Here is a 25,197-nt window from a genome sequence, read left to right as displayed (position 1 = left end):
CACCTCTGATCAAGGGGAATAATGACACCTACACCAAGGTGGACGCGATCATCGCCACCATCTCGGGCAGCGTCACCAATACAGAGAACAAGGCCATCATTGGAGCCCAGGTGGCCCTGTCCGGTGGTGCCGCCACCAACGGAGTATTTGTATCGGCGCTCACCATCAACAACGGGCAGTACAGCCTGCTGATAAATGCCAACACGAACCTGGAAGAGGCCTTGAAAAACGCCACCCTGATTGTCAGCGCCCCCGGCTACACCACCCAGGAGCTCGACTTTGAGGTAAATTCGGGAACCGCTAAGACGGGAGTAAACTTCAAACTGGCAACGGCAACCTCCACCGCCATATTCCGGGAGACCTTTGAAACTACCTCCACCACCGCTGGACAGTGGCTGGTGCAGGTTTGTGACCCGGACTCTCACTTTGACGAGGATTACGACTTTGAGTTCGATTACCCTGACTGCACTGGACTCACCGATACGCAATGTGACGCGCTTTGGGATGAACTCTTTCCTGAAGAAGAGTACGATTATGACCACCACTACGACTCCACCTGTAACCTGGTGGCCGCAACCGATCAACAACCACGCTGGAACCTGCGTTCCGCAACACCAGCAATCACAAACCAGGCATTTACCAATGATCTGGTCAAACTGGCCCCCAACGACAGCTCCGAGGGGAAAGTGCCCGTGCCCGCACAGGGCAGCCGCGCCTACTGGTACGGAGACCCTGGCACCGGAAACTTCTTGGGTGAAACCAATTCAAATCAAGGGAGTTTCGACGGAGGCACTTCAATGGAGTCCAATGGTGGGGCCCTCACGTCCCCTTCCATCACTATGCCTGCCAACGCCACGGAAGTGAGCCTGACCTTCCAGACCTGGTGGGAAATAGAGTCGGTCAATCCCAACGAAAGTGGCTTCGACCTGATGACCATTCAGCTCTCCCGTGACAATGGCACCACCTGGGAATCCATAGCCCGCCTGAATCCCTTCAGTGACCCGGAAACCGGCACTATTGATCGCAGTCCACTGCCATTCAGCAATACCGGCTTTAACTCGGCACCGGCCTGGTTGTGGCAGGAGCATATCCCCCTTAATGACGTGGCGGGCAAAACCATCAAGGTGCGCTTCTACTTCGACACCAACGATGGGCTGTTTAATGGCTTCCGAGGCTGGCTGATTGATGACGTGCGCATCGTGCGCCAGAAGGGCACCGCGCCCCTGCTCGGGGAAAGCATCACCCCATCAGCCATCAGATCAACTCCTTCACGCAGTCGCTGAGTCTTCACACTCTCCCCCGCCACTCTGGCGGGGGATTTTTTTGCGTCTGCCCCTGCCTTTTCTCTCAGCACTTTTCAGCAGCTTCATGAAAAAGCGCCTTCTGTGCCTCTCTTCTCGTGCCTTTCGTGTATTTCGTGGTCAACTCTCTTCCTGGCGTCTTTGCGCCCCGGCGAGAACCTGCTTCCACGGCTTCTCTGTATCCATCTGCGTGAATCTGCGTCAATCTGCGGATAATTCTTCCCTATCTCCTGGTCTCATCTATGCGACGGCTTACGCTTTTCCCGGACGGCTTGGAATGAGACTCGACCTTTGTTCTCTCCCCATTCGCGTATATTCGCGTTCATTTGCGGTTCCGCCTGTATTTCCCCCTGCCTTTGCCTCGCCAGGGTTCACCCACAAAAAAAAGCCCCGGTCGGTGTGACCGGGGCTGCTGGTATCAGGGTTTCTCAGGCTTTGTCGCCGTTCTTCGTTCCGCCCATGGCGTTGGCGACTTTGGTGAAGGCGCTCATGAGGTCAATGGGCAGGGGGAAGACGATAGTGGAGCTGTTCTTCTCTCCGGCGATGTCGGTAAGGGTCTGCATGTAACGCAGGTTGATGGCCTGGGGATTGGCGGAGAGCACATCGGCGGCCTGGCGCAGTTTCTCCGAGGCTTCCAGTTCACCGGTGGCGTGGATAACCTTGGCGCGTCGGGCGCGCTCGGCTTCGGCCTGCTGGGCGATGGCCCGCACCATGCTCTCGTTGATGTCCACGTGCTTGATTTCCACATTGGTGACCTTGATCCCCCAGGAGTCGGTCTGGGCGTCGATGATGTCCTGGATGTCGTTGTTGAGCTTGTCACGCTCGGAGAGCATTTCGTCCAGCTCGTGCTTGCCCAGTACGGAGCGCAGGGTGGTCTGGGCCAGCTGACTGGTGGCGTCAAAGTAGTTTTCCACCTGGATGACGGCCCTCTGAGGGTCGACAACGCGGAAGTAGAGCACGGCGTTGACCCGTACCGAAACGTTATCCTGGGAGATGACGTCCTGGCTGGGTACGTCCATGGTGATGATGCGCAGATCCACCTTGACCATCTGCTGGATGGCGGGGATCAGGATGATCAGGCCGGGGCCTTTGACTTTCCAGAAGCGACCCAGCATGAAGATGACGCCCCGCTCGTATTCGCGCAGAATACGGATGGCACTGGCCAGAAAAAGACCGACGAAGATGATGATGAGATAGAGCAGATACTCGAAAATCATGGTGTTTCCTCCAAGAGTATGTTCAGGTTTTCAAAGGTATGATTAGCAGGCTGTCAGTGTTTCGTGGTTAACGCTCTTCCCTGTTTCCGGTTCCCTCTCCCATGCTCTCCACTTCCAGGGTCAGTCCATCCATGGCGGTGACTCGCACCTGCTGGCCGGGTTGCAGGGGCTGCGGGCTGCGCACTTTCCACAGCTCGCTGTGTATCCAGGCGTAGCCGGTGGTGCCGCTGCTGGTCTTGACGGTGCCCATGCTGCCGATCATCTCTTCGGCTCCGCTGACGACTTTCTGTTTGCGGGCTTTCAGGATCATGGCCAGCACAAAGATCAGCAGCAGAATGCTGAGGATGGCAAAGGCGGCGATGAGGGCGGGGGAAACGGCAAAGCCGGGGCTGATGTCGGTGTCAAAGAGCAGGATGGAGCCGAAGACGAAGGCGATCAGCCCGCCGATTCCCAGGACGCCGAAACTGGGCACAAAGGCTTCGGCAACCATAAGAGCCATGCCGAAGAGGATCAGGGCCACGCCCACATAGCTGACGGGCAGCACCTGAAAGGCGTAGAAGGCGATCAGCAGGGAGATGGTGCCGATGATACCGGGCACGAAGGAGCCGGGGTTGGCCAGTTCAAAGATGATGCCGTATACACCCACCAGCATCAGGATGTAGACCACATTGGGGTGGGTGATGGCGGCGAGAAATTTGGTGCGCCAGTCGGCTTCGATATGGGTAATCTGGGCGTCGGCGGTATGCATGGTGTGCTCTTTACCCAGTACCTTGACGGTGCGGCCATCCACGGTGGACAGCAGGCTGTCCAGGTCTTCGGCGATGATGTCGATGACGTTTTTCTCCAGGGCTTCCGACGAGGTGAGGCTGGCGCCTTCGCGCACGGACTCTTCGGCCCATTCGGCGTTGCGGCCATGCAGTTCGGCCAGACCGCGTATATAGGCCACGGCGTCATTGACGATTTTGCGCCCCATGGCGTCTTCGCTGGCGGCTTTCTCGCCGTCCTTGTCGTCATCGTCGGCGCCCCCCAGGGGGCCTCCGCCACTGATCTGTACGGGCGTGGCGGCTCCCAGGTTGGTTGAGGGAGCCATGGCTGCCACGTGGCTGGCGTAGAGGATATAGGTACCGGCACTGGCGGCGCGGGCACCGGTGGGGGCCACATAGCTGATAACGGGAACGGGGGAATCCAGAATGGCCTGGATGATATCGCGCATGGAACTGTCGAGCCCGCCGGGGGTGTTCATGCGCAGCACGGCCGCGTCCACCTGTTCATCGGCGGCTTTCTGCAGGGAGCGTTTCACAAAGTCACCAACTGCCGGGCCGATGGGGCCTTCCAGGTCAATGACCACAATGCGGGGCGAACTGGCTTCCGGCTGGGCGGCAAGCTGGGAAAAGAGCCCCAGTCCAAGGCCGGCAAAGAGGATCAGGGAAAAGAAGAACAGGCGGTAGAGCGACATGGCTGGCCTCCTCCTGAGAGTACGTGGTTGCCAATGGTGCAAGGACTCGCCATTGCCTCCATGGCGGGAATACAGTAAAACGTGGGGAGTATTGTACACGGCACCCGTGCGGGGAGCAATCAAAGCCGGACGATTCCTGGAAGGCTGGGGGGTTTTCCAGCAGGAGCGCCGGCGTTCCGCGAGCGAGCCCCGATGGCGAACGCAGAGAATATTCAAGGGGAATTAAGGAGTCAAATGTGAACGTGATATGCAAAGCTCTTCTCGCGGTTGCGATCTGTCTTGGTGTGGTTTTCAGCGCCGGGGCTTTCGAGGTCATTCATCATCCGTCGGGGGCTACGGTGGTGCTGAAGCATGAGCCGGAGCGGCCGGTTGCTTCGGTGCATCTGTGGCTGCGGGCGGGTTCCCTGTATGAACAGGGGGTGGAGCATGGCATGTCCCACTTCCTGGAGCACGTGCTCTTCAAGGGGGCCCGCGATCTGGCACCGGGAGAGGTGGAGCTCCTGGTGGAGGGGTTTGGCGGGCGCATGAATGCGGCCACGGGCAAGGACTTCGTCTTCTACCATATTACGGCGGCGGATCGTTTCGCCCCTCGTTCGGTGGAGATTCTGGGTAATATGGTGCTCTTCCCGGCCCTGATTCCCGCTGAGATTGAAAAGGAAAAGCCGGTGGTGGTGGAAGAAATTCTACAGTCCCTGGATAACCCCTACGCCCGTCAGTTCGAGGCGTTGTCAGCGCAGCTGTTTCGCGGCCATCCTTACAGCCGCAACATTCTGGGCACGATTGATTCGGTCAACTCCTTTGACAGGGCTCAGCTGCAGGCGTTCCACCGCCGTCTTTACCATCCGGCGAATCTGGCCATTGTGGTTGCGGGGGGCTTTGAGCGCGACGCGGTGCTGGCGGCCATTGACGCGGTGGTGCAGGATGCTGCGGTGCCCGTGGTGCGCGAGCGTCCATCTGTGCAGCGCCCTGCGCTGCTGGTTCGCCCCCACTTCAGCTCCATTGAGCATCCAGGGGTGCAGGTGCCTTCCCTTGCCATCGGTTACCGGGCACCGGCGGCCTATGAGCTGGACTCCTACGCCCTGGCGGTGCTCTCCGAGATACTTTCCGGTGGTGTCAACGCCGTATTCACCACAGATTTTGTGGACACAGGCCTGCTGCACAGCGCCATTGGCCGCTACAGTCCGGGGGCTGTGGCGGGAACATTCTTCCTGAGTGCGGCCTACGACGAAGCGCTCAGCGCCCACGAGGTGCACGCCATGCTGATTGATCGCCTGGAGGTGCTTTACGCTCAACTTTTAACGGGAGAAGCCGATAGGTTAGTATCCTCTGCCAAAGACCGTATGCGTTCCCGGGAGATTTTCCGGCAGCAGCGGGTCAGCTCCATGGCTTCCGAGCTGGGTCGCGCCTTTGTCTACGGGCAGTGGGATGAGTACGCCAATTACTGGGAAGCCATCGATGGGGTGAGCGCACAGCACATTGCCAGGGCCCTGAAAGTCACTGTGCTGCGCCCGGCTTTTGCGGCGGTGGAATTGCGATAGAAGAGAGAGGAAGACACCATGGCTCGTCAGGAGCTCCACGACCAACTGGCTTTTCTGGATGATGACGATCACGCGCCGCTGTTCTACCGTCTGCTGCAGAAGGTTCCGGTTCTGCGGGACAATGAGCGGGTAACGCGCTTCGTTCTGAAAATCCCCGACCCTCACAGCCGCAAGGGCATGCTGATCTATGGCGGCTCGGTGCTGGGGGTTGCTGTGCTTGTGGGTCTGATCATGGCTGTCATTCAGCTGACCAAAGAGCCTGAGTACGAAAAGCCGGTGGAAGATCCACAGACGGTGCTGCTGGGAGTCAGCGGACAGCGGGAGGAGCCCGAGAAGCCATGGGGTCGCAGTATTCACCTGGAGCGTGGCGATCAGTACTTCCTCAGTGGCGACTACAGCCGCGCCATAAATGAATACTCCCTGGCCATCGGCACCGATGCCGCCCTGGCCTACCATAACCTGGGGGTTATCTATACCGAACTGGGCGACTTTGAAAAGGCCATTGAAAGCTTCCAGCGGGCCATTGCCGCACGGCCTTCACTGCCTGAGTCCTATTCCGCTCTGGGGCTTGCCCTCCATGAGGTCAGTCGCAATGTGGAGGCGCTGCAGTACCACCTGCAGGCTCTGCGCCTTGACCCGGACAATTCCGAATTCCATAACAACGTGGGCAACGCCTACCTGTATCTGGGCGATTACGCCAATGCCAGGCGCCACTATACCCGTGCCATTGATCTCAATCCATCCAACACCCAGGCCATGGCCAATCAGAACTCGCTGCTGCTGATCACCGGTGATTATGACGCGGCCATCCAGGGCTTCCGGGAAATTCTCAGCGCCGATCCCGATAACTACGAAGTGCTGATGAATCTGGGCATGGCCTACCGCAAGAATGGCAACCAGCTGGATGCCCTGGAGTTTTTCCGCCGCGCTCAGCAGGTGCAGCGCACGCCCAACGTCTTCATCAGCATCGGTGATACCTTCCGCGACCTGAATCGCCCCGAGGACGCCATCAACGCCTATGTGTCGGCGTCCAATATCACCAGTTCCACCTATCCGCTGAAAAAACTGGCGGAGTATTTTTTTGTTCTGATGCGCTACCCGGAAATGGAGGAGATGCTGGAGCAGATTTTCGCGACGGAACCCTGGTTCCCCCGTGGCGAAGAACTGACCTCCTACGCGCAGTTCCTGCAGGGGCAGGAGAGCCTGGCCCTTTCGCGCCTGAAGCGCCTTCTGCGCCGCAATCCTGAAAATCTGCATGCCCTGAGGGGTTATACCTCGCTGCAGCTGATTCAGGCAGATCTGCGTGAAGCCCGCCATACCCTGGAATCACTGCTGAAATACCACCCCAATGAGCCCATCAGCAACGCCCTGCGCGGCGAGTACCTGCGCAAACTCAGGGCCTTCGACCTGGCCGAGGAGCACCTGCGCCAGCAGGACAATGACATCGCCCGCTACTATCTGGGAAAACTCCTGCTGGAACGCAATCGCAAGGAAGAGGGCCGGGCCGTGATGGAGCAGGTCTCCCGCTCAACGGCCAACCCCATAGGGCCCAAAGCCCATTACGCGCTGATGCTGGAGAATCTGGGCAGCTATGATATCAGCCAGGCCGTGGAGCACTTCGAGGGCGCTTTGGCCAAAGGTGTTTCCACCGCGAAACGCGAATATGTGCCACGCTTCCTGATATCCGATCGCTACACCTTCCGGCTGACCTACGCTTTTTCGCCTTTCACCTCGGTAACGGAACGCTACCTGGAGTACGCGCGTCCTTTCCTGCTGGAAACGGATCGAATGCAGAGCATTCAGGAAAGCGCCCTTTCCAGCTATGAGCAGTCTCTCTATCGGGTGGCATACCGCCAGTTTCTGCGTGCCACCCAGCACGCCGACGCCGCTCGCCTGAATAACAAGGGTGTGGAACGCAGCCTCTCCGGCGACCTGGTGCGCGCCCTGGAGTACTTCCAGCAGGCGGCCGCCCAGGAGCGGGGCAATCCCATTATCCAGTACAATATCGCCCTGACCTATCAGAAGATGGGATCTGACCGCACAGCGGAAAAAATGTACCACGAGATAAAGGCAGCGGCTCCACAGCTCTATGAAGTGGATATCAATCTGGCCGTCATGGATGCCCGCCGCGGCGACGATGAGGCAGTGGTTTTTGCCATGCAGGGCCTGGAGAACAGCATTGTCAACGCCTATAATGAAATGCGCGAGCGCTCTTTGGAAGATTATGACCCGAAGATCAGCGACCCCCGACTGGCGCTGCTGGCAGCTATTGCCCAGTTCCTCTACCAGGATGATCAGATCGCCACGCGTGACGAGCGCTTTCAGGATCTCCCTGAGCAGTTCCCTGAATTTTACGAGGGCCTGCTGATGCGGGAAGTTTTCACAGGAGAAACCTTTGCCATTCCACCAAGACTCCAGGTGAATCCGCGCTTTATCATGCTCAGCGGCGACCGCGCCCTGCTGCGCGAAGAATATACTGAAGCCATGGCAGCGTTCCAGCGTCTGTATAACCAGGAAGCCAACTTCCTTTCCAGCACCAAGATCGGCATAGCCTTCAGCCGCATGCAGCAGCATAAGCGCGGCAATCGCTACTTCAGTGAAGCGGCCGCCATCCAGCCCTCCATTGCCGCCCTGAACAATCTGGGCAACAGCTTCGCCGATGTGGGCGACTATGAAAACCTGCAGAAAGCCTATGAAAGCGCCCTGGAAGAAGACCAGGGCAACTTTATCGTCGCCATGAACTACGCTTACGCCAATCAGCAGTTCCGGCGCTACAACTTCGCCCGCGAAGTATTTGAAGTGGCCTCAAAAATTAATCCGTCAAACCCCATGCCCTACTACAATCTGGCGAAAATTCACCTGATGTACGGCCGCCACTTTATGGCCCGCGAGGAGCTTTTCCGTGGCCTCAACCGCTATCCGAACATGCCCACCATCAATTACCTGATGGGCCTGGTGGAACTGATCGACGGCAACCTGCTGGACAGCCTGTACTACCTGAAGGTCAGTGTGGAAAATGGCATTGACGCCACCGACCTGGGGGATATTGTCCTGACCTACCAGATCCACTGACAGGCTGCAGCATTCCCATTTGCAACGCAGCAGATGAGGGTTTTTCAATTGCCTGCCGATCTCTTCATTGCGCCGACCCTCATTTGAGATTCTGCCTTTGCAACTCAACTTTCGCACCTTGCTGCCTTGAGTTAAACTGTTATCATACTGACACTTACCTCGCGGAAACCGTATTGATTTTGAATGCTTGACTTATCTGGTATTCCATTTTTCGTCTCCGGGTATTGTCCTTTTTGACCGCGCAAAAAGAACTCAAAAACGCGCCCCCGAACGCCCGTTTTTGCGGCTCGCCTGCTCGCCTGTTCTGGAGATCCGGCAGCAGGCTGCCCAAAGAGCCCCATCTGCTGCGTTGCCGATCATCGCTCGTCACTGCGACGTACAGGGAGTACGCCTCACTCCTCGCTTTGCCCGCGCCTTGCACCTGGGTCTCTTTGCGTTGCCTGACCCCTGCCTCCCTGCAGTGCTGCCGGACCACTCACTTCCTGTGAGTGTCCCTTCGGATCTTGCCAGCCAGGCGTCGCACTTACCGGACGGGCTCAGGGGGGAACGGCCTGCTTCTGTCTCTCCATTCGCGTCTATTCGCGGTAACTTCCGTGTCTTCCGTGATTTCCGTGGTTAAGCTCTTCCGATTTCCCCTCCCCACAGTCTTTGCGTGAAATTTCCCCCATTCGTGCATATTCGTGTTCATTCGCGGTAGAAACTGCCTTTCCCTTATTGCCTTTCTTTGCGCCTTTGCGGGCTTTGTGTGAAAATCTCTTCGTTTTTGAGCTGTCACTCGTTGCTGCTTTTCCTTGGCGACTTCGCGGCTGGCGGCTTTGCGAGAGGAAATTCCCTTTATTGCATTCCAAAACCCTGAATGGTTACCTGCCCTTGAATTGCCCCTGTCTTTCCATTCGCGTCTATTCGCGTTCATTTGCAGTAAACTCCCTTCTGCATTTTCCCTGCGGTTTCGTGGCCTTTGGCTTTTCTGCAGAATTCCCTCGACCTTTCCGGTGTGAAGCGTTACACTGCACAGAAAGTATGCCGTATGACTAATTTGACTGGTAAACTTTTCAGGAAGGGCACCATGCCAGGATACTTTCCTCAACAGTTCACTGATACTTTCTATGAAACCGTGTACGAGAGCTTTCACCCACAGGAGCACGGCCTGATCTGCCAGGAATTCCTGGGTGTCTACCTGCGCCGCAAAACCCGTCCCGATACCTTCGAACAGTCCATGCGCAAGCTTGACCGCCGATTGCAACTGCGTCCATCTGCCTGGCGCATTGATGCCACGGTGGCGAAAAACTATCTGAATCTGGTCATGCGTCACTATATTCTGGGGGCCACGGTGATGTTTACCAAGCGTCACCTGGGCCTTGAGCTGCCCGGCCCTTCCACTGGTTGTGTGCGAGACAGCGCGGCCATAACCGTGGCGCTGAGGTTCCTGAACACTCACCGTACGGAGCTGCATCAGCAGATCAGCGCCACGGTTGAGCGTGCCTGGCATGAGCGCATGGGCTGCTACTATATCCTGTGCGTCATGGCCTTTGATATTGCACGTAAGCTCTTTTCCCGCAAGGGGGTGCAGCGAGCAATTTCTGAGCTGCGCCAGCGTATGCGCCCGGGCAACACGCCCATGGGCGCGGAATTGGAGTTGAGCAACCTGGGCCAGTTTGCTCCCATGGATATCCGTTTTGCCAATTTCAAAGGGCCAGCGTACTGGCGCCATGATGCGCGCTTCCACAACATGCAGTACTACCACGACTTCTTCCTGGATCAGGTATGCTGGCGCCTTGGAGGGTATCTGGACCACCACATCACCTGGCGCAAGTACCTGCACCTGCCGATCTTCCGGGTGGGGGGATTTTTTGAATACAGTCTGGTACGCCTGGACTACGCCCGCAAGCGCACCTTGCCGTTCACCAGGGATATCGGTCTGCTGGCCCAGGTGGTGGAAGAGTTGATGGAGTTTGTCCATGATGTCACGCCCTTCAGCATGCATGTCAATATGGAGTACTCCCGGTGTCTGGATATTCCGGCGACGCTGGAGGACTACAAGTGTCTGTTTATTCTGGGGGGAGACTTCGGCCCTGGTCCCGATGGTCACCTGATGGAGCGGCGCATTGGCCGGGATGAGATTCGCGGGCTGGCCCATAAACGCCAGCATCGCAGTGGGCGGGATAATCTTCTGCACACGGTGGTGGAGTTCAGTTTCATTCGGCTGCTTCCAAGGGGGCAGCAGAGTTTCCCCCTGGAGGTGCTGTTGATGTGCCTCAAGGGTTTTCTCTTCGCCTTTCGCACCAGAAAGGAGGATCTCAATGTGATTGCCGGGCTCACCCAGTGGTCAGGGGATCCGCGCCGGGTTCCTGCTGAGACAATCGACCGTTTCTGCAACCATGTCATCGATGGCCTTGCGAAGGAGGGTTCCCACCAGAACCTGGCGGAGTACCGCGAGGTTCTGCGCGCCACTTTGCACCAGCGACAAAAGATACTTCCTGAGTAGTTCTCACGCTGTCGTCTGCGAGTTCCATGGACAGAGCCGTCGGCTCTGGCATCTGCGCCAGCATGGGAGCTGCTGAACTTCAATTCTTTCATCACCTGCTCTGCCACCATCGGGATCCACCAGGTAGAAATCCCTGGCCAGATGAATATCATCCCGCTGCCACTCTCCCTGGAGGGGCTGCCGATAGGCTTTCCAGCTTCCACAGGCGATGTGCACGTCCTGCCCCTGACAGATAAAGTGCCGGCTGCGATCCGGGAAGACGTACACCCAGGCCAGCCTCCGCGCAAAACGCTCTTTGCCGTTCTCTTTCACCAGTACCCTGACCGGAAGCAGCTGACGAGTGTACATGCTGCTTCCAGGCCGATCGGGAAAGTACTCTTCCAGGCGATCAAGCGCCCGCAGTACGCTGTAGGGATTGGCAAAGGTCATCAGTTCGCCGGCAACCTGTCCCGGCGGCAGGTCGTCGTCACGCACGAGCCCCGGAAAACCCATGGGCAGCGCATAGAGGTTCCCGGGACAGAAGGCTATCTGCCGGGTGATGGCCTGATTGCGCAAATAGCGACGATAGTTGGCGTAGCGCTCCATGAGGGTGCCGTAGAAAAAGTAGTAGGGGGTCTTTATGGCATCGGCTCGCTGTCCGAGCACCACCTGCTGGGCTTTGGGCATAACGGTGGGCCACAGGAAGGTGCCGGGTTCGAAGGCCTTCACTTTGGGCTGGTCCCAGCGGAATACGAAAAATCGCACCGTTCCGTGATCAAGTTCCCTCACCTGTACACACTCGCGAAAAGGGGTCCAGAACTTCTGCGGGAGCATGCCTTCATTTCCCTGAGCCATGCTGACCACATAGAATCCACCGAATTTCAGGAGACGCACCATCTCCCAAAAGGCTTCAGAGGGGCGGCAGTAATGCTGAAAACAATCAACGGCAAAGAGGATATCAAAGGAGCTGGAGGGAAAGTTCAGGGGATGCTGAGGGTACGCTGAGTTGGAAAAGAACTCAAGCTGTTCGGGATGTGGTATGGCGGTCTTGGCATTGGGAAAGTACTGGTCGATTTCCCGGCCATGGGATGGGTTCAGGGTCAGTGCGCTGTAGACTTCCCCGGCAGGCAGAAGCCCGTCCAGCAGTTCATGCAGAAGGGCCTGACTCAACAGTACTGCCGGTGATTCCGGGCTGTTGCTGGTGTGCGCCACAATACTTACCTCCGTTTGGGGCAGTGTTGCCGAAAATGACAAAGTTTGTCAACTGTTACCCGCACCGCCCATGAGGTTTCAAGGCGTACAGATGGATACTCCTTTGCCACTTTCCGATTACGCACTTCCCGGATGCGAGAGAAAAACTCCCGGGTGCCGGTCATTTTTCATTCAGCCCGCTGCCCCTATAACGCCTATCCATAAGTATCACTGAGTGGCAGTCCGCTTGCAGTGTAACTGCAAAATTTTCCGGAGCGCAAAAAATATGGGTATGAAAATTAAACTGGCCATTATTGTAGCGACCATGCTTATTCTGGCAATTGGCACACTGGGATTCATCGGACAACAGCGCATTGACACCTACTCCATTGACGAGAATGTCGACAAAGCCCGTAAAATGGCTCTCCAGCTTTCGGTGATGCGCCACTATATGGCCAGAATTGCCCCCCATGTAACCTTCTCAGATCCTTCCATAAACCAGTGGGCGGCGACCCCTGCCTTTTCGGCTGGTCAGGTGGCGGAGAACTTCAGCAAGATGGGCGACTTCTACATCAAGCAGACTTCTCTGCGTTACCGCAACCCCCAGAACACGCCTAACGAAAACGAGCTCCTCATGATTGAGCGTATCCAGAATCAGGGGCTTCCCGAGTACTGGGAGCTGGGAGTCCACGAGGGTCGCGACGCCATTCTCTATGCTTTACCACTGCGCGTGGAAAAGGCGTGTCTGACCTGCCACGGCATTCCCCACCAGGAAGTACCGACACCGCTGTATAATCGCCTGCTGGCGGACTATGGCGATCGGGCGTTCAATTTCCGCGAGGGCGATCACCGGGGAATTATTTCGGTGGCCGTTCCACTGGATATCGCGCGGGAATCGGTTGAGGGCCTTCATCGGACGCTTTTCATCACCGCCGCTCTGGTTATTGTTATCTTCATTCTCCTGCTGAGCTTTTTTCTGCACCTCTTCCTTGAGCGCGGAATCATCCAGCCCGTTTCCAGGTACGCCCGCATCCTGCAGTCGTCACAAAAGGATCTCACCATTGAACTGCCTGCGGCAAGTCATCGCGAAATCCACACCATCGCCAGCGCCATTAATCATTTCATAACCAGCCTTGGTGGATTGCTGAAAACGCTGAAGGAGAACTTTTCCGACGTCGCGCACCGCAACCGCGTCATCGCGTCCATGGCGACGGAGTTCTCGGCTACATTCGATGCCCAGAGCAATAAACTCAAGCAAAGCGCTGACCACATAGAGCAGATCGGAAACGCCTCCAGCGATGTGCTCAACGCCATGGGTGATGCCGCAAGCAGCACTTCCCAGACGCTTTCCATGGCCCAGCAGGGCAAGGAGAATCTGAGCGCAGCGGTACTTTCCATGGAAAATATCCGCGAAAATGCCAGTTCCCTTTCCGCAACGGTCGCCAACCTCTCAGGGTCAACGGATCAGATCACTACGATCCTTGGCACCATCAATGATATCGCCGACCAGACAAACCTGCTGGCTCTCAACGCGGCCATTGAAGCGGCCAGAGCCGGTGACAGCGGGCGAGGGTTCGCGGTAGTGGCCGATGAAGTGCGCAAGCTGGCAGAGAGGACACAGGAAGCCATCTCAGAGATATCCGCCATCCTTGGCGGCCTGCAAAGTGAAGCCGCCATCGCCAACGCCAGCATGAAAACTACCAGCGACAATGTGCAGACAGGGGTTGAGCGCTTTGAAGCTGTGGACAGATTCTTCAGCACCGTGCTGGAAAAACTCGAACAGATTGCCGCCGTCAACACTCAGGCTCAAAGGCAGATAGAGAACCAGACAGAATCGCTTTCCAACGTCTCTCTTGCCATTGCCGGCATCACCGAAGAGGTCCAGAGAAGTGCCGAGACGGCCCGCGAACTGGTGGAGCACACCACGGAGGTGGAGCGCCAGGCAATGCATGCCACCGCTCTGGCTGATGAGTTCAAGACGCACAACGACTACAAGCAGTTAACATAAATTCTCCCGGTGCGAGGTACGTGGTGGTACCGAACATACCTCGCCACCGGTGGTTCTCTGCTTGATATCGAAGCAGTACGCAAAAAGCCCGAAACAGAGGTTTCGGGCTTTTTCTATAAACCAAAAGGTTTGTAAGTATGGCTCCCCGAGCCGGACTCGAACCAGCGACCAAGTGATTAACAGTCACTCGCTCTACCTACTGAGCTATCGGGGAACAGAGGCCGCCCTTGCAGGCAACGGACGGGGTTATAGCAGTATTGCCTGGCCATTGTCAATGCTTTTTTGTCTCCCTGTCGCCCCAGGGGGCCGCAAAGACAAAATGTTGGTTATTCAGGTAATCATGCTTTGCACCAAGACCCACCAGCGCGGTATTTTCGCTCGCTCCTGGCCGGGTGTGCAAGTTTATCTTTTCTCCATCTGCATCTCGGGCTATAGTCGGTTCTGCGCCTATACCATTTCCGTGGAGTGGAACATGCCAGACAAGAAGACCATTATCCTGGACACAAACGTTATCCTGCTCAACCCCCGCGCCATCTACGACTTCAACGGTAACGATGTGGTCATTCCCATTTCCGTGATCGAAGAACTGGATAAGTTCAAACGTAACATGGATCAGCTTGGTCGCAGCGCCCGAGAATTCAGCCGCATGCTGGACCAGATACGCTCCCAGGGAAATATTCATGAGGGTGTTGTCCTCTTTCCCGAAGACAATGACGCCAAGATTTCTGTCCTCATGGCTTCCGATGAGGCCATGCGCCTGCTGCCCAAGGCCCTTCGCGGCGATGCTGCTGACAATATCATTCTGTCCATGGCTCTGCAGCTGAAGCAGGAAGGCAAAAATGTCGTTTTCGTCAGTCGCGATACCAACCTGCGCATCAAAGGCGACGCCTGCGGCGTGCCTTCCATAGACTACGAATCAGACAAGATCGATATCCGTGAGCTGTACATGGGCAGCCACGATATGTTCACTTCCAGCGATGTGATTCAGGCAATGCACAGTCAGGGCAAGATCAAGGCTTCGGATATTCTGCCCAAGGACCAGACGTTCTATGATAATCAGTTTTTCCTGCTGCAGAACGAGGCAAACCCCTCGAACTCCGCCCTGGGGCGCTATTTCAAAAATACTGATGAGATCCGCAAGGTTTTTGACGACTACCCGGAACAGGGTATCTGGGGAATTCACCCCCGCAACAAAGAGCAGCGCTATGCCTTTGACCTGCTCCTGGATGACAATATCAAGTTGGTCTCCCTGGTGGGTATCGCAGGCACCGGCAAGACGCTGCTGGCCATTGCGGCTGGCCTGAAGAAAGTGGCGGATGAAGGGAAATACAAGAAGCTGCTGGTTTCGCGTCCGGTCTTCCCCATGGGCAAGGATATCGGGTACCTGCCCGGAGATATCAAAGACAAGCTGCAGCCGTGGATGACACCCATTTACGATAATGTGGACTTTCTGATCGGTGCCCCGGAGATGGACTACGAACGCAAGAGCTACCAGGAGCTGTTCAGCCAGGGCATTATGGAAATTGAAGCGCTGACCTATATTCGCGGCCGCAGCCTGCCCTACCAGTACTTTATTGTGGATGAGGCACAGAACCTGACGCCCCACGAGATCAAGACCATCATCACCCGGGCGGGCAATGGCACCAAAATCGTCTTTACGGGCGACCCGTACCAGATCGACAACCCCTATGTGGACTCTTCTTCCAACGGCCTCTCCAATATCGTGGAACGCTTCAAAGGGCAGCATATCGCTGGCCACGTCACCATGATCAAAGGTGAGCGCAGCGAGCTGGCTGAGCTGGCCGCCAATATTCTCTGACCCGGAGCACAAGAGCAGCGAGGCTCTCCAAGCAGGCCGTGACCTTTACAGGCTCACACCTTTTTGCGTATGCTCGGGGTAATGCGACACGAGGGCAAGGTTTTTTATCATGCGTTTTTCCTGGCTGCTGGCATGTTCACTGCTGCTGCATATCATCATCGGCCTTCTGCTTCCTCTGGACACGGAGGAAGCAGATCGGCTGGTTCCCATAGAAGTTGATTACTTCCGCCATACTCCGGAATTCCCTGTTGTCGAGCCCCACGTGCTCGAACCCGTGGCGCCGCCTGCCCTCGTCAGCCCTCCCGTGGAGTCTGTGGAGTCAGCGGACCCTGAGCCCCTTCCTGAACGTGATCAGCCGGAAGAGTCAGCGGCTGAAGAACCACCAGCAGAAGCTCCCACTGTCTCTCTGCCCCGTCGATCCATCACCATGGACGACCTGATGGCAGAGCAGAGCAGCGCCGATGAATCGCTCCCCTTCGATCCCTACCGACTGTCCGAGGCTGACTTACGTCAACTGGACGACCTCTTCGGCCACGAGCAGGATCCGGCAACGGAAAGCGAAGACGTCATCACCTTCGAGGACGGTTTTTACCGCCTGGAGTACGCTTCTTTTCTCTGGCAACTCAAACGCAAGATCGAAAACGTCTGGATCTACCCCCGCGCCGCCATCCAGGAGGGCGAACAGGGGATTGTCCTGCTGCGTTTTCATATCAGAAAAAATGGCGAGCTGGACGGGGTTGAGCTGGTGCGCAATCCAAGCCAGTCCGTCTACCTGGCCAACGCGGCTCTGCGAGCAGTGCGCGACGCAGCCCCCTATGCCCCCCTGCCCGACCCGCTGGAGCGCCTGACCATCAACGGGGTGTTTATCTACTCCCTGGGAGGGCAGTTCATCTACTCGCGCTAACCGGCAGCCGGACTTCGCGTGTGACCCTTTTTTCTTCTGTTACGTGCCGCGTGGTCATGGCCAGGGCATTTTCAGAAAGCGCCTTCGCCTACCACCTGCATCTTCGTAATGACAAAGCTGCTGAGCTGCTCACGGGGCAGGGCACTGACATACTCCAGCACTTCCACGGGCTTTGGCGTAACCCCGTCAGGGTTGCTGTGGATAGCAAACTGCAGGGGGCGGGTCCCCATGATCGCGCAGTGGGGCTTGATGTCTATTTCACGGACGCCTTTTTTGTTTTCCCGTCGCACCAGCCACTGCGCTGCATGCAGGTGCTGCCCGTTCTCCACGTCCAGGTTCACCTGATAGGTGGTGCTGTGGTGTGCGGCGGAGAGCTTGGCAAAGGTGCCGGTACGGGCATCCAGCACTGCCAGCGCAGGTGGCAGTTCACGGTTGAGTCTCGCCATGGCTTCGGTTGGGTCGATCTGCTCCACCAGCGCGATATCCATATACTCGGCGTAGGATTGGATGCCAAGGCCGAGCGCGTCACTGAAGCTGAGCTTCACATGTTGATTGAAACCCTGGGTATAGGCAACGGGAAGGTCGGCCCGCAGGATGGCGGACGTTACCGACTTCACGGTTTCCAGGTGGCTGAGGAAGCGTACCATACCCTCTTTCTTATAACGAATGCGCAGGGTGGTCACTGGCACCATGGCCATCTGAGCCAGATTCTCTTCTGCAGTGGTTTCGCGTTCACTGATGTCCAACCCCTGGCGTCGATTCAGACGCAACCGCACCTCGCCACCACAGACACCACACTGGCTGCAGCGATCAAAACGGCAGTCGGGAGTTACCTGCTCCTGGCACGCGCGCTGCCACTCTTCCTGCATCCAGGTCTTGCTGATCATGCTGTCGATATGATCCCAGGGCAGGGGATCATTCAGGTCATACTGTCGATACGCCCAGCGATCAAGACTTGTTCCGCAGTCGGCAAAAGCCTGCTGCCACAGGTCAAAGCGAAAGTGTTCACTCCAGCTGTCAAGACGGCAGCCCAGTTCCACCGCCCTCTCCAGCACATCGGCCAGGCGCCGGTCTCCACGGGCCAGGGCAGCTTCCAGCAAGCCGGTGCGGGCATCGTGAAATTTATACTGCACTGTTGAATAGGGGCGCAGGATATCCTCAATGACACGCTGCTTGGCCTTCAGGGTTTCACGATCGTCCATGGTCCACCACTGGAAAGGGGTGTGTGCCTTGGGAATAAACTGGGAAACACTGACTATCACCTGCGCGGATCTGCCGGCCGCTTCACGGGCAATCTGCTGGATTTTCACGGCCAGGTGCGCGATACCCGCCACATCTTCTGTGGTCTCCAGGGGCAGCCCGATCATAAAGTAGAGCTTTACCCGCTTCCAACCTGCCTGGAAGATGATTCTGGCCGTCGCCAGAATATCCTCTTCGTCGATGCCCTTGTTGATAACATCACGCATACGCTGTGTACCCGCTTCTGGGGCTATGGTGAAACTGCTCTTGCGAACCTTGCGCAACTCATCAAGCAACGCATCGCTCAGAGTTCCAGCCCGCAGACTGGGCAGGGAGACAGAAACGCCGCTGCGGCCATATTCGAGCATCAGATCTCGCAATAACGGAGAAATATGCTGGTAATCGGTAGCGGAAAGTGAAAGCAGGCTCAACTCATCAAAGCCCGAGGCGTCAAGGGTACAGCGGGCCAGCTCGGCAATCGCCTGGGGGGAGCGATCCCGCACGGGCCTGTAGATCATGCCGGCCTGACAGAAGCGGCAGCCACGGGTGCAGCCACGGGAGATTTCCACCACGGCGCGATTATGAACGGTTTCCATGTAGGGAACGACGGGCCTGGTGTCATAGGGCGCTTCCTCAAGGTCGGTCACGAGCGCCTTGGTTACCTGCTCGTACCCGGAAATCAGGGGGGTGACCCCGCTGAAGCGCTCATCGCGGTAGGAGGGGACAAACTGCGCCGGAAAGTAGTAGCCTTTTCGCCCCATAAAATCAGAAAATATCTCCTGCCATTTCAGCGACTTACCACTTCGCTTGTGGGCAAGTAGAGCTCTGGCGAAGTGAGATATCTCCTCCTCGGCATCGCCCACAAAGAGAAGATCAAAGAAAGGAGCAACCGGCTCAGCGTTGAATACCACCGGACCACCACCCATGATCAGTGGCCAGCTCCCCTTTTCACGGTCGGAAGCGCGCATCGGAATACCGCTGAGCTGCAGTGCATTGAGCACATTGGTATAGCTGACTTCATACTGCAGGGTGATACCTATGATATCGAATGCGCCCAAAGGTGTCTGGGTCTCCAGGGAGTACAGCCCTTCACCACTGCTGCGATGAAAAGCTTCCATATCTGACCAGGGCGAATAGACACGCTCAGCAAAGACTCCATCAATGGAGTTCAGAACGCGATAGAGGATCTTCAGCCCCAGATGGCTCATGCCAATTTCATACACATCAGGAAAGAACAGGGCAATACGCAGGTCATCAGGACCAGGTTTTTTCAGAACAGCGTTCAGCTCACCACCCGTATAACGTGATGGTTTCTGCACTTGAGACAAAAAAATATCCATGTTTGACATCAGGGATCCAATACGAGAAAAAATTCAGAGGTGTTCAGAAACGATACTGAACACTCAGGGAGAATGACATATCACGCCCGGGAATGAGTCCGGGATCAAGAGCGAGAAACCGTGACTCAGAGTGATTGTCAGAAAGCAGGGTGTAGTACTCCAGTGACGCAACACCGGTCAGGCTGAAACGACCGCTGTCCAGGATACGCAGGGAACCTTCGACGCCATACATATACCCGAAATGCACATCATCGGAAAACAATGACAAGGGCTCATGCACTCCACTGACGCCATCGGCAGTCATGCCAGCCGCAATCCCCCCCATCTTGCCACTCATATGGACAGAAGCGCTTTTGCGTTCCAGCACATCGTATCCCAGCGAATACGAAAGCGTGTGCCGATAAAGAGCACCGTTCAGTGGCAAAGAGGAATCAACTGGCTGTGGTGCTGACGCCGTTCCAACAGGAGCTGCTGAAAAGGAGGTGTCTGTGGCATTATCCCGGTCGTAACGGTAACGGAGCTGACGGGAGAGACGACCCTCACGCACCGTGTCGTCCAGTTGAATATAATAGGCACTGAGAGCACTGCGATCTTCATGGGTCAGTCTGTCGGCTTTCCCCGTCAGGTTATCACCGAAAAACGGCGGCTCTGAGTACGTGTAGCCACTGCGTATCTGAAGTGAACTCGCGCCGCGGTGGAACAGCGAATAGGGTGTTTCAAAGTAGGCCCCGACGTGCAGCATCTCCTCATCTACCTGGTAGGAGAGCAGAGAGTGTTCTCTGACGAAACCCAAATGGTATTCCGTACCCCACGCCATACCGCTGCAGAGCACAAGCATGAACACACAAAATCGCCGCACAAAGACCTTCACAATCCATCACCTCACGTTGATAGGTAACTATATCGCAACGCGTTACATTTGCAAAGGACAAAGACTTGCCCACCAAGAAAAGAGTGGCAGCCTCCCTTCCACCGGTCCGCAAAATCACTTGTAACTTACAGCAAAGCGTATATACTTTTTGTCATTACAGACAAGCGGAGGACTCCATGCCCTTTATTGAAGACATTTACGCTCGCGAAATCCTTGATTCCCGCGGCAATCCCACTGTAGAAGTGGAAGTTATCCTTGAAAGCGGACACATAGGGCGCGCCGCAGTACCCAGTGGTGCCAGCACTGGCTCCCGTGAAGCCGTTGAGCTCCGTGACAATGACACGGAACGCTACCTGGGCAAGGGAGTTGAAGGTGCCGTTGAAAATGTAAACACAATTCTTGCTGAAGCGCTGGCAGGCACCGATGTTCGCGAACAGGCCTTTATTGATAATGTCATGCGCGAACTGGATCAAACGGAAAACAAAAGCAAGCTGGGCGCCAACGCCATCCTTGGAGTAAGCCTGGCGTGCGCCAAAGCTGCCGCTGAATACTGCGGCATGCCCCTTTATCGCTATATTGGCGGTGTCAACGCCCGCACTCTTCCTGTACCCATGATGAATATCCTCAACGGGGGGAGCCACGCCGATAACAACGTCGACATCCAGGAATTCATGATCATGCCAGTGGGAGCTCCAAGCTTCCGCGAAGCGCTGCGCATGGGCGCTGAAATTTTCCACGCCCTGAAAAAAGTCCTGCTGGATCGCGGCCTGAGTACCGCTGTTGGCGATGAAGGTGGCTTCGCCCCCAATCTGGCCAGCAATGAAGAAGCCCTCCAGGTCATTATGGAGGCTATTGAGAAAGCCGGATACAAGGCAGGAGAAGATATTTGCCTTGCCCTGGATGCCGCCGCCAGTGAGTTCTTCAAGGATGGCAAGTACGTGCTCAGCGGTGAAGGCAAAACCTTTACCTCTGAAGAGCTCGTCGATTATTATTCGTCTCTGGCCGACAAGTATCCGATAATATCCCTGGAAGATGGCCTCGATGAATCCGACTGGAACGGTTGGGCTATCCTGACAGAAAAGCTCGGTGACAGCATTCAGATCGTTGGCGACGACCTCTTTGTCACCAACACCAGTATACTGGCTGAAGGCATTGAGCGCGGCATCGCCAACTCCATCCTCATTAAGGTAAACCAGATCGGTACCCTGACAGAAACCCTTGAAGCCATTGAAATGGCCAAAAGAGCTGGATACACCTGTGTGATATCTCACCGCAGCGGGGAGACAGAAGACACTACCATAGCCGACATCGCCGTGGCCACCAATGCCGGACAGATCAAAACCGGTTCAGCATCCCGCAGTGACCGAGTCGCCAAATACAATCAGCTGCTGCGCATCGAAGAAGAGCTTGACGAGGAAGCCCTCTACCCTGGCCTGCAGACCTTCTACAACCTCTAGCAAACGGCTGCTTCACAAAACAGAAACACGTCAAAAGGCCACTGGTGATTCATACCAGTGGCCTTTTTTATGGTTCACCGCAAACCCTGCAGTAACATGAATTACAAAAACAAAAGTAACCATTCACGGCTACCCTGCTTTTTTTTCAGCAGGAGCGCCAGTATTCCGAGAGCGAGCCCGGATGGTGAGCGGCAGAGACTCGAGCCACGGACGAAAGTGAGCGTCTCTGGGAGGAATGCTGGCGCGAGTATCAACACTCCGTAAAGAGCTACTCAAGTTTCGCATCTTGTTGTCTTGGGTTAAGGTGCTATTATTCTGACATTTATCGCGCGGAAACTGTATTGATTTTGAATGCTTGACTTATCTGGTATTCCACTTTTCGCCTCTGGATATTGTCCTTTTTGACCGCGCAAAAAGGACGCAAAAACGCGCCCCCCGAACGCCCGTTTTTCCGGATCGCCTGCTCGCCTGTTCTGGAGATCCGGCAGCAGGCTGCTCAAAGAGGCCCATCTGCTGCGTTGCCGGTCATCGCTCGTCACTGCGACGTACAGGGAGTACGCCTCGCTCCTCGCTTTGCCCGCGCCTTGCACCTGGGCCTCTTTGCGTTGCCTGACCCCTGCATCCCTGCAGTGCTGCCGGACCACTCACTTCCTGTGAGTGTCCCGTTCGGGTCTTGCCAGCCAGGCGTCGCACTCACCGGACGGGCTCAGGGGGGAACGGCCTGCTTCTGCCTCTCCCCCGTGTTCTTTCCCAGCCAGGACGCGCCGACTGTCAGGCTGCTGAAAAGCCTCATCTGCGGCGTTGCTCACAAGTGCTCGTCATTGCGACGTACAGGAAGTACGCCTCACTCCTCACCTTGCTCGCGCCTTGCACCTGAGAGCTTTTCAATTGCCTGCATAACGCTATGGACCCGCAGGGTTGCCGCCACGAGGGCGGCAACCGCAAACCAAAGGCCACGGAGGGCGGTTGTTTGCGGTCCCCAGTTCAGGCAAGCGGACGGCTGAAAAGGATAGCACTGGGGGTCGCTTCCCAGTCACTTTTTGCGGGTAAAAAGTGGCAAAAGAAACTCACAAACAAGTTGAGGGCAATGTCAGGAAACGCAGTCTGTGCAGAACCATTTTGGCCATCCAAGTATGGTATCCAGGTCGGCGGCGACAACCTACCGCTTCGGGGGTACGAAACTTCAGTTACAACAAAAAAAGAGCCAACGATACAATCGTCAACTCTTTGAGTATATGGTGGGCCTGCTGTGACTCGAACACAGGACCGCCCGGTTATGAGCCGGGAGCTCTAGCCAACTGAGCTACAGGCCCCCTATAAAAAAAATTTTGCCAGGCACCGTCCGATTTTCCCAGGGCTTAAGCCCAAGTATCGTAGGCGGAACAGAGCTTAACTTCCGTGTTCGGAATGGGAACGGGTGTGGCCTCTGCCCTATAGGTACCAGGCAAAACGGTTAAAAACGGTTTTGCGTGACTGACTGGCAGTCGAGTTGAATATGCGTTTCTTTCAAACACTCAGGGTTGTATCTCTTTTGATCTGAAGCGTCAAGATCAAAAAATGCACGGTGCGCATCAAGCCAGAAAAAGAACAATGGAGAATTAGTACTGGTCTGCTGAACACCTTACGGTGATTACACATCCAGCCTATCAACCAGGTCGTCTTCCTGGACTCTCATGGGGATATCTTATCTTGAGGCTGGCTTCCCGCTTAGATGCTTTCAGCGGTTATCCATTCCGAACATAGCTACCCGGCGGTGCTTCTGGCGAAACAACCGGTGCACAAGAGGTTCGTTCATCCCGGTCCTCTCGTACTAGGGACAAATCCTCTCAAATATCCTGCGCCCACAGCAGATAGGGACCGAACTGTCTCACGACGTTCTGAACCCAGCTCGCGTACCGCTTTAAATGGCGAACAGCCATACCCTTGGGACCTGCTCCAGCCCCAGGATGCGATGAGCCGACATCGAGGTGCCAAACCTCCCCGTCGATGTGAACTCTTGGGGGAGATAAGCCTGTTATCCCCGGCGTACCTTTTATCCGTTGAGCGATGGCCCTTCCACGCGGAACCACCGGATCACTTTGACCTACTTTCGTACCTGCTCGACTTGTGGGTCTTGCAGTCAAGCCCCCTTATGCCAATACACTCGATGGACGATTTCCAACCGTCCTGAGGGAACCTTCGCGCGCCTCCGTTACTCTTTCGGAGGCGACCGCCCCAGTCAAACTACCCACCAGACAATGTCCTTCACCCCGATAAGGGGCGTAAGTTAGATAGCCAGTGCAGTAAGGGTGGTATTTCAAGGATGGCTCCACGCATACTGGCGTACACGCTTCATCGCCTCCCACCTATCCTACACATACTACACCGAGTATCATTGCCAAGCTATAGTAAAGGTGCACGGGGTCTTTCCGTCTTGCTGCGGGTAAGCGGCATCTTCACCGCTAATGCAATTTCACCGAGTCTCCAGCCGAGACAGCTCCCAGATCGTTACGCCATTCGTGCAGGTCGGAACTTACCCGACAAGGAATTTCGCTACCTTAGGACCGTTATAGTTACGGCCGCCGTTTACCGGGGCTTCGATTCAAAGCTTCGCTTGCGCTGACCTCTCCTCTTAACCTTCCGGCACCGGGCAGGCGTCACACCCTATACGTCCACTTACGTGTTTGCAGAGTGCTGTGTTTTTGATAAACAGTCGCCTGGGACTATTCTCTGCGACCCCTTCTGGCTCAAGGAGCAAGTCCTATCACCATAATGGGGCACCCCTTCTCCCGAAGTTACGGGGTCAATTTGCCGAGTTCCTTAGCTGGAGTTCTCTCGTGCGCCTTAGTATTCTCTACCTGCCTACCTGTGTCGGTTTGCGGTACGGTCACATATCAATGAACCTTAGCGGATTTTCTTGGAAGCAGAGGATTTCCGACTTGAATCTTCCGAAGAAGATTCTCGTTATCAGGCCTCAGCTTTCACCAGGTGCGCTTTTCACTACACCTGAGCCTACACCCTTCAAAGAACACTTCCATCAGTTCTCTCGGATACCTTTCTCCGTCCCCGCGTCGTGTTGATATGTGGTACAGGAATTTTTACCTGTTTCCCGTCGACTACGCCTTTCGGCCTCGCCTTAGGGGCCGACTCACCCTGTTCTGACTGACATTGCACAGGAAACCTTAGGCTTTCGGCGAATGGGGTTCTCACCCATTTTTTCGTTACTCATGCCTGCAGGATCACTCGTGTACGCTCCAGCATTCCTTACGAAACACCTTCATCGCTGTACACAACGCTCCTCTACCGATCAACAACTTGGTTGATCCTATAGCTTCGGTGGT

The 25,197-nt window shown here is 56.0% G+C and carries 13 protein-coding genes, 2 tRNA genes and 2 rRNA genes (1 of these 17 cut by a window edge); 8 read left to right on the top strand and 9 right to left on the bottom strand.

Annotation, left to right across the window (positions count from 1 at the left end; translation table 11 throughout):
- Nucleotides 1–38: 38 nt before the first annotated feature.
- Nucleotides 39–1,283: a carboxypeptidase-like regulatory domain-containing protein gene (locus ACZ46I_RS06665; protein ID WP_464280306.1), complete on the top strand. Its 1,245-nt coding sequence runs from the start codon at nt 39–41 to the stop codon at nt 1,281–1,283.
- 446 nt (nt 1,284–1,729) lie between these two features.
- Here the strand turns inward: ACZ46I_RS06665 and ACZ46I_RS06660 are convergent, their stop codons facing one another.
- Together ACZ46I_RS06660 and ACZ46I_RS06655 are read right to left on the bottom strand one after the other, a co-directional pair.
- Complete coding sequence (locus ACZ46I_RS06660) at nt 1,730–2,518, bottom strand: slipin family protein (protein WP_226507929.1); 789 nt, start codon at nt 2,516–2,518, stop codon at nt 1,730–1,732.
- 67 nt (nt 2,519–2,585) lie between these two features.
- Nucleotides 2,586–3,974, bottom strand: coding sequence for an NfeD family protein (locus tag ACZ46I_RS06655; RefSeq protein ID WP_464280305.1), 1,389 nt, complete (start codon nt 3,972–3,974; stop codon nt 2,586–2,588).
- Between the two features lie 236 nt (nt 3,975–4,210).
- Here ACZ46I_RS06655 and ACZ46I_RS06650 point away from each other — a divergent pair, with 236 nt between their 5' ends.
- The 3 genes from ACZ46I_RS06650 (at nt 4,211) to ACZ46I_RS06640 (ending at nt 11,069) form a co-directional block, all read left to right on the top strand.
- Nucleotides 4,211–5,512: a M16 family metallopeptidase gene (locus ACZ46I_RS06650; RefSeq protein ID WP_464281834.1), complete on the top strand. Its 1,302-nt coding sequence runs from the start codon at nt 4,211–4,213 to the stop codon at nt 5,510–5,512.
- 18 nt (nt 5,513–5,530) lie between these two features.
- Nucleotides 5,531–8,584 carry a tetratricopeptide repeat protein gene (locus ACZ46I_RS06645; protein WP_464281833.1) on the top strand — a complete coding sequence of 1,018 codons (3,054 nt, stop codon included), beginning with the start codon at nt 5,531–5,533 and terminating at the stop codon, nt 8,582–8,584.
- A gap of 1,066 nt (nt 8,585–9,650) precedes the next feature.
- Nucleotides 9,651–11,069 (top strand): hypothetical protein, encoded by a 1,419-nt coding sequence (locus ACZ46I_RS06640; RefSeq protein ID WP_464281832.1) that lies wholly within the window; start codon nt 9,651–9,653, stop codon nt 11,067–11,069.
- A gap of 3 nt (nt 11,070–11,072) precedes the next feature.
- On the opposite strand, the gene ACZ46I_RS06635 is transcribed toward ACZ46I_RS06640, so the two are convergent.
- Nucleotides 11,073–12,260: a gamma-glutamylcyclotransferase gene (locus ACZ46I_RS06635; RefSeq protein ID WP_013506711.1), complete on the bottom strand. Its 1,188-nt coding sequence runs from the start codon at nt 12,258–12,260 to the stop codon at nt 11,073–11,075.
- A 265-nt stretch (nt 12,261–12,525) separates the two neighbouring features.
- Here ACZ46I_RS06635 and ACZ46I_RS06630 point away from each other — a divergent pair, with 265 nt between their 5' ends.
- Nucleotides 12,526–14,247 (top strand): methyl-accepting chemotaxis protein, encoded by a 1,722-nt coding sequence (locus ACZ46I_RS06630; protein WP_464281831.1) that lies wholly within the window; start codon nt 12,526–12,528, stop codon nt 14,245–14,247.
- 138 nt (nt 14,248–14,385) lie between these two features.
- On the opposite strand, the gene ACZ46I_RS06625 is transcribed toward ACZ46I_RS06630, so the two are convergent.
- Nucleotides 14,386–14,461: transfer RNA gene (locus ACZ46I_RS06625), tRNA-Asn, on the bottom strand.
- 258 nt (nt 14,462–14,719) lie between these two features.
- Here ACZ46I_RS06625 and ACZ46I_RS06620 point away from each other — a divergent pair.
- Entirely contained in the window at nt 14,720–16,066 is a 1,347-nt protein-coding gene (locus tag ACZ46I_RS06620) for a PhoH family protein (protein ID WP_041726914.1), read from the top strand.
- Nucleotides 16,067–16,175: 109 nt separating this feature from the next.
- The gene (locus tag ACZ46I_RS06615) at nt 16,176–16,970 is read left to right on the top strand and encodes a TonB family protein (protein WP_464281830.1); all 795 of its coding nucleotides are present in this window, start codon (nt 16,176–16,178) and stop codon (nt 16,968–16,970) included.
- A gap of 71 nt (nt 16,971–17,041) precedes the next feature.
- Here the strand turns inward: ACZ46I_RS06615 and ACZ46I_RS06610 are convergent, their stop codons facing one another.
- Together ACZ46I_RS06610 and ACZ46I_RS06605 are read right to left on the bottom strand one after the other, a co-directional pair.
- Nucleotides 17,042–19,528, bottom strand: coding sequence for a TIGR03960 family B12-binding radical SAM protein (locus tag ACZ46I_RS06610; protein ID WP_232218770.1), 2,487 nt, complete (start codon nt 19,526–19,528; stop codon nt 17,042–17,044).
- A gap of 64 nt (nt 19,529–19,592) precedes the next feature.
- Nucleotides 19,593–20,342, bottom strand: coding sequence for a hypothetical protein (locus ACZ46I_RS06605; RefSeq protein WP_156788068.1), 750 nt, complete (start codon nt 20,340–20,342; stop codon nt 19,593–19,595).
- Between the two features lie 254 nt (nt 20,343–20,596).
- On the opposite strand from ACZ46I_RS06605, the gene eno reads away from it, so the two are divergent.
- Entirely contained in the window at nt 20,597–21,877 is a 1,281-nt protein-coding gene (gene eno / locus ACZ46I_RS06600; protein WP_013506717.1) for a phosphopyruvate hydratase, read from the top strand.
- A 1,236-nt stretch (nt 21,878–23,113) separates the two neighbouring features.
- Here eno and ACZ46I_RS06595 read toward each other — a convergent pair.
- The 3 genes from ACZ46I_RS06595 to ACZ46I_RS06585 all read right to left on the bottom strand — a co-directional run.
- Nucleotides 23,114–23,190: transfer RNA gene (locus ACZ46I_RS06595), tRNA-Ile, on the bottom strand.
- Between the two features lie 17 nt (nt 23,191–23,207).
- Nucleotides 23,208–23,322 (bottom strand): 5S ribosomal RNA (gene rrf, locus ACZ46I_RS06590).
- A gap of 133 nt (nt 23,323–23,455) precedes the next feature.
- Nucleotides 23,456–25,197, bottom strand: a 23S ribosomal RNA gene (locus tag ACZ46I_RS06585); it runs 1,148 nt beyond the window's last position.

It is taken from the genome of Desulfurispirillum alkaliphilum, from assembly GCF_055378285.1.
This window is presented reverse-complemented; position numbering and strand designations above follow the sequence as displayed.

Excerpts from the sequence above, each read along its gene's own strand:
- ACZ46I_RS06660 (WP_226507929.1), bottom strand. The coding sequence starts at position 2,518 with ATGATTTTCGAGTATCTGCTCTATCTCATCATCATCTTCGTCGGTCTT.
- ACZ46I_RS06630 (WP_464281831.1), top strand. The coding sequence starts at position 12,526 with ATGGGTATGAAAATTAAACTGGCCATTATTGTAGCGACCATGCTTATT.
- eno (WP_013506717.1), top strand. The coding sequence starts at position 20,597 with ATGCCCTTTATTGAAGACATTTACGCTCGCGAAATCCTTGATTCCCGC.
- ACZ46I_RS06640 (WP_464281832.1), top strand. The coding sequence starts at position 9,651 with ATGCCAGGATACTTTCCTCAACAGTTCACTGATACTTTCTATGAAACC.
- ACZ46I_RS06655 (WP_464280305.1), bottom strand. The coding sequence starts at position 3,974 with ATGTCGCTCTACCGCCTGTTCTTCTTTTCCCTGATCCTCTTTGCCGGC.
- ACZ46I_RS06615 (WP_464281830.1), top strand. The coding sequence starts at position 16,176 with ATGCGTTTTTCCTGGCTGCTGGCATGTTCACTGCTGCTGCATATCATC.
- ACZ46I_RS06620 (WP_041726914.1), top strand. The coding sequence starts at position 14,720 with ATGCCAGACAAGAAGACCATTATCCTGGACACAAACGTTATCCTGCTC.
- ACZ46I_RS06645 (WP_464281833.1), top strand. The coding sequence starts at position 5,531 with ATGGCTCGTCAGGAGCTCCACGACCAACTGGCTTTTCTGGATGATGAC.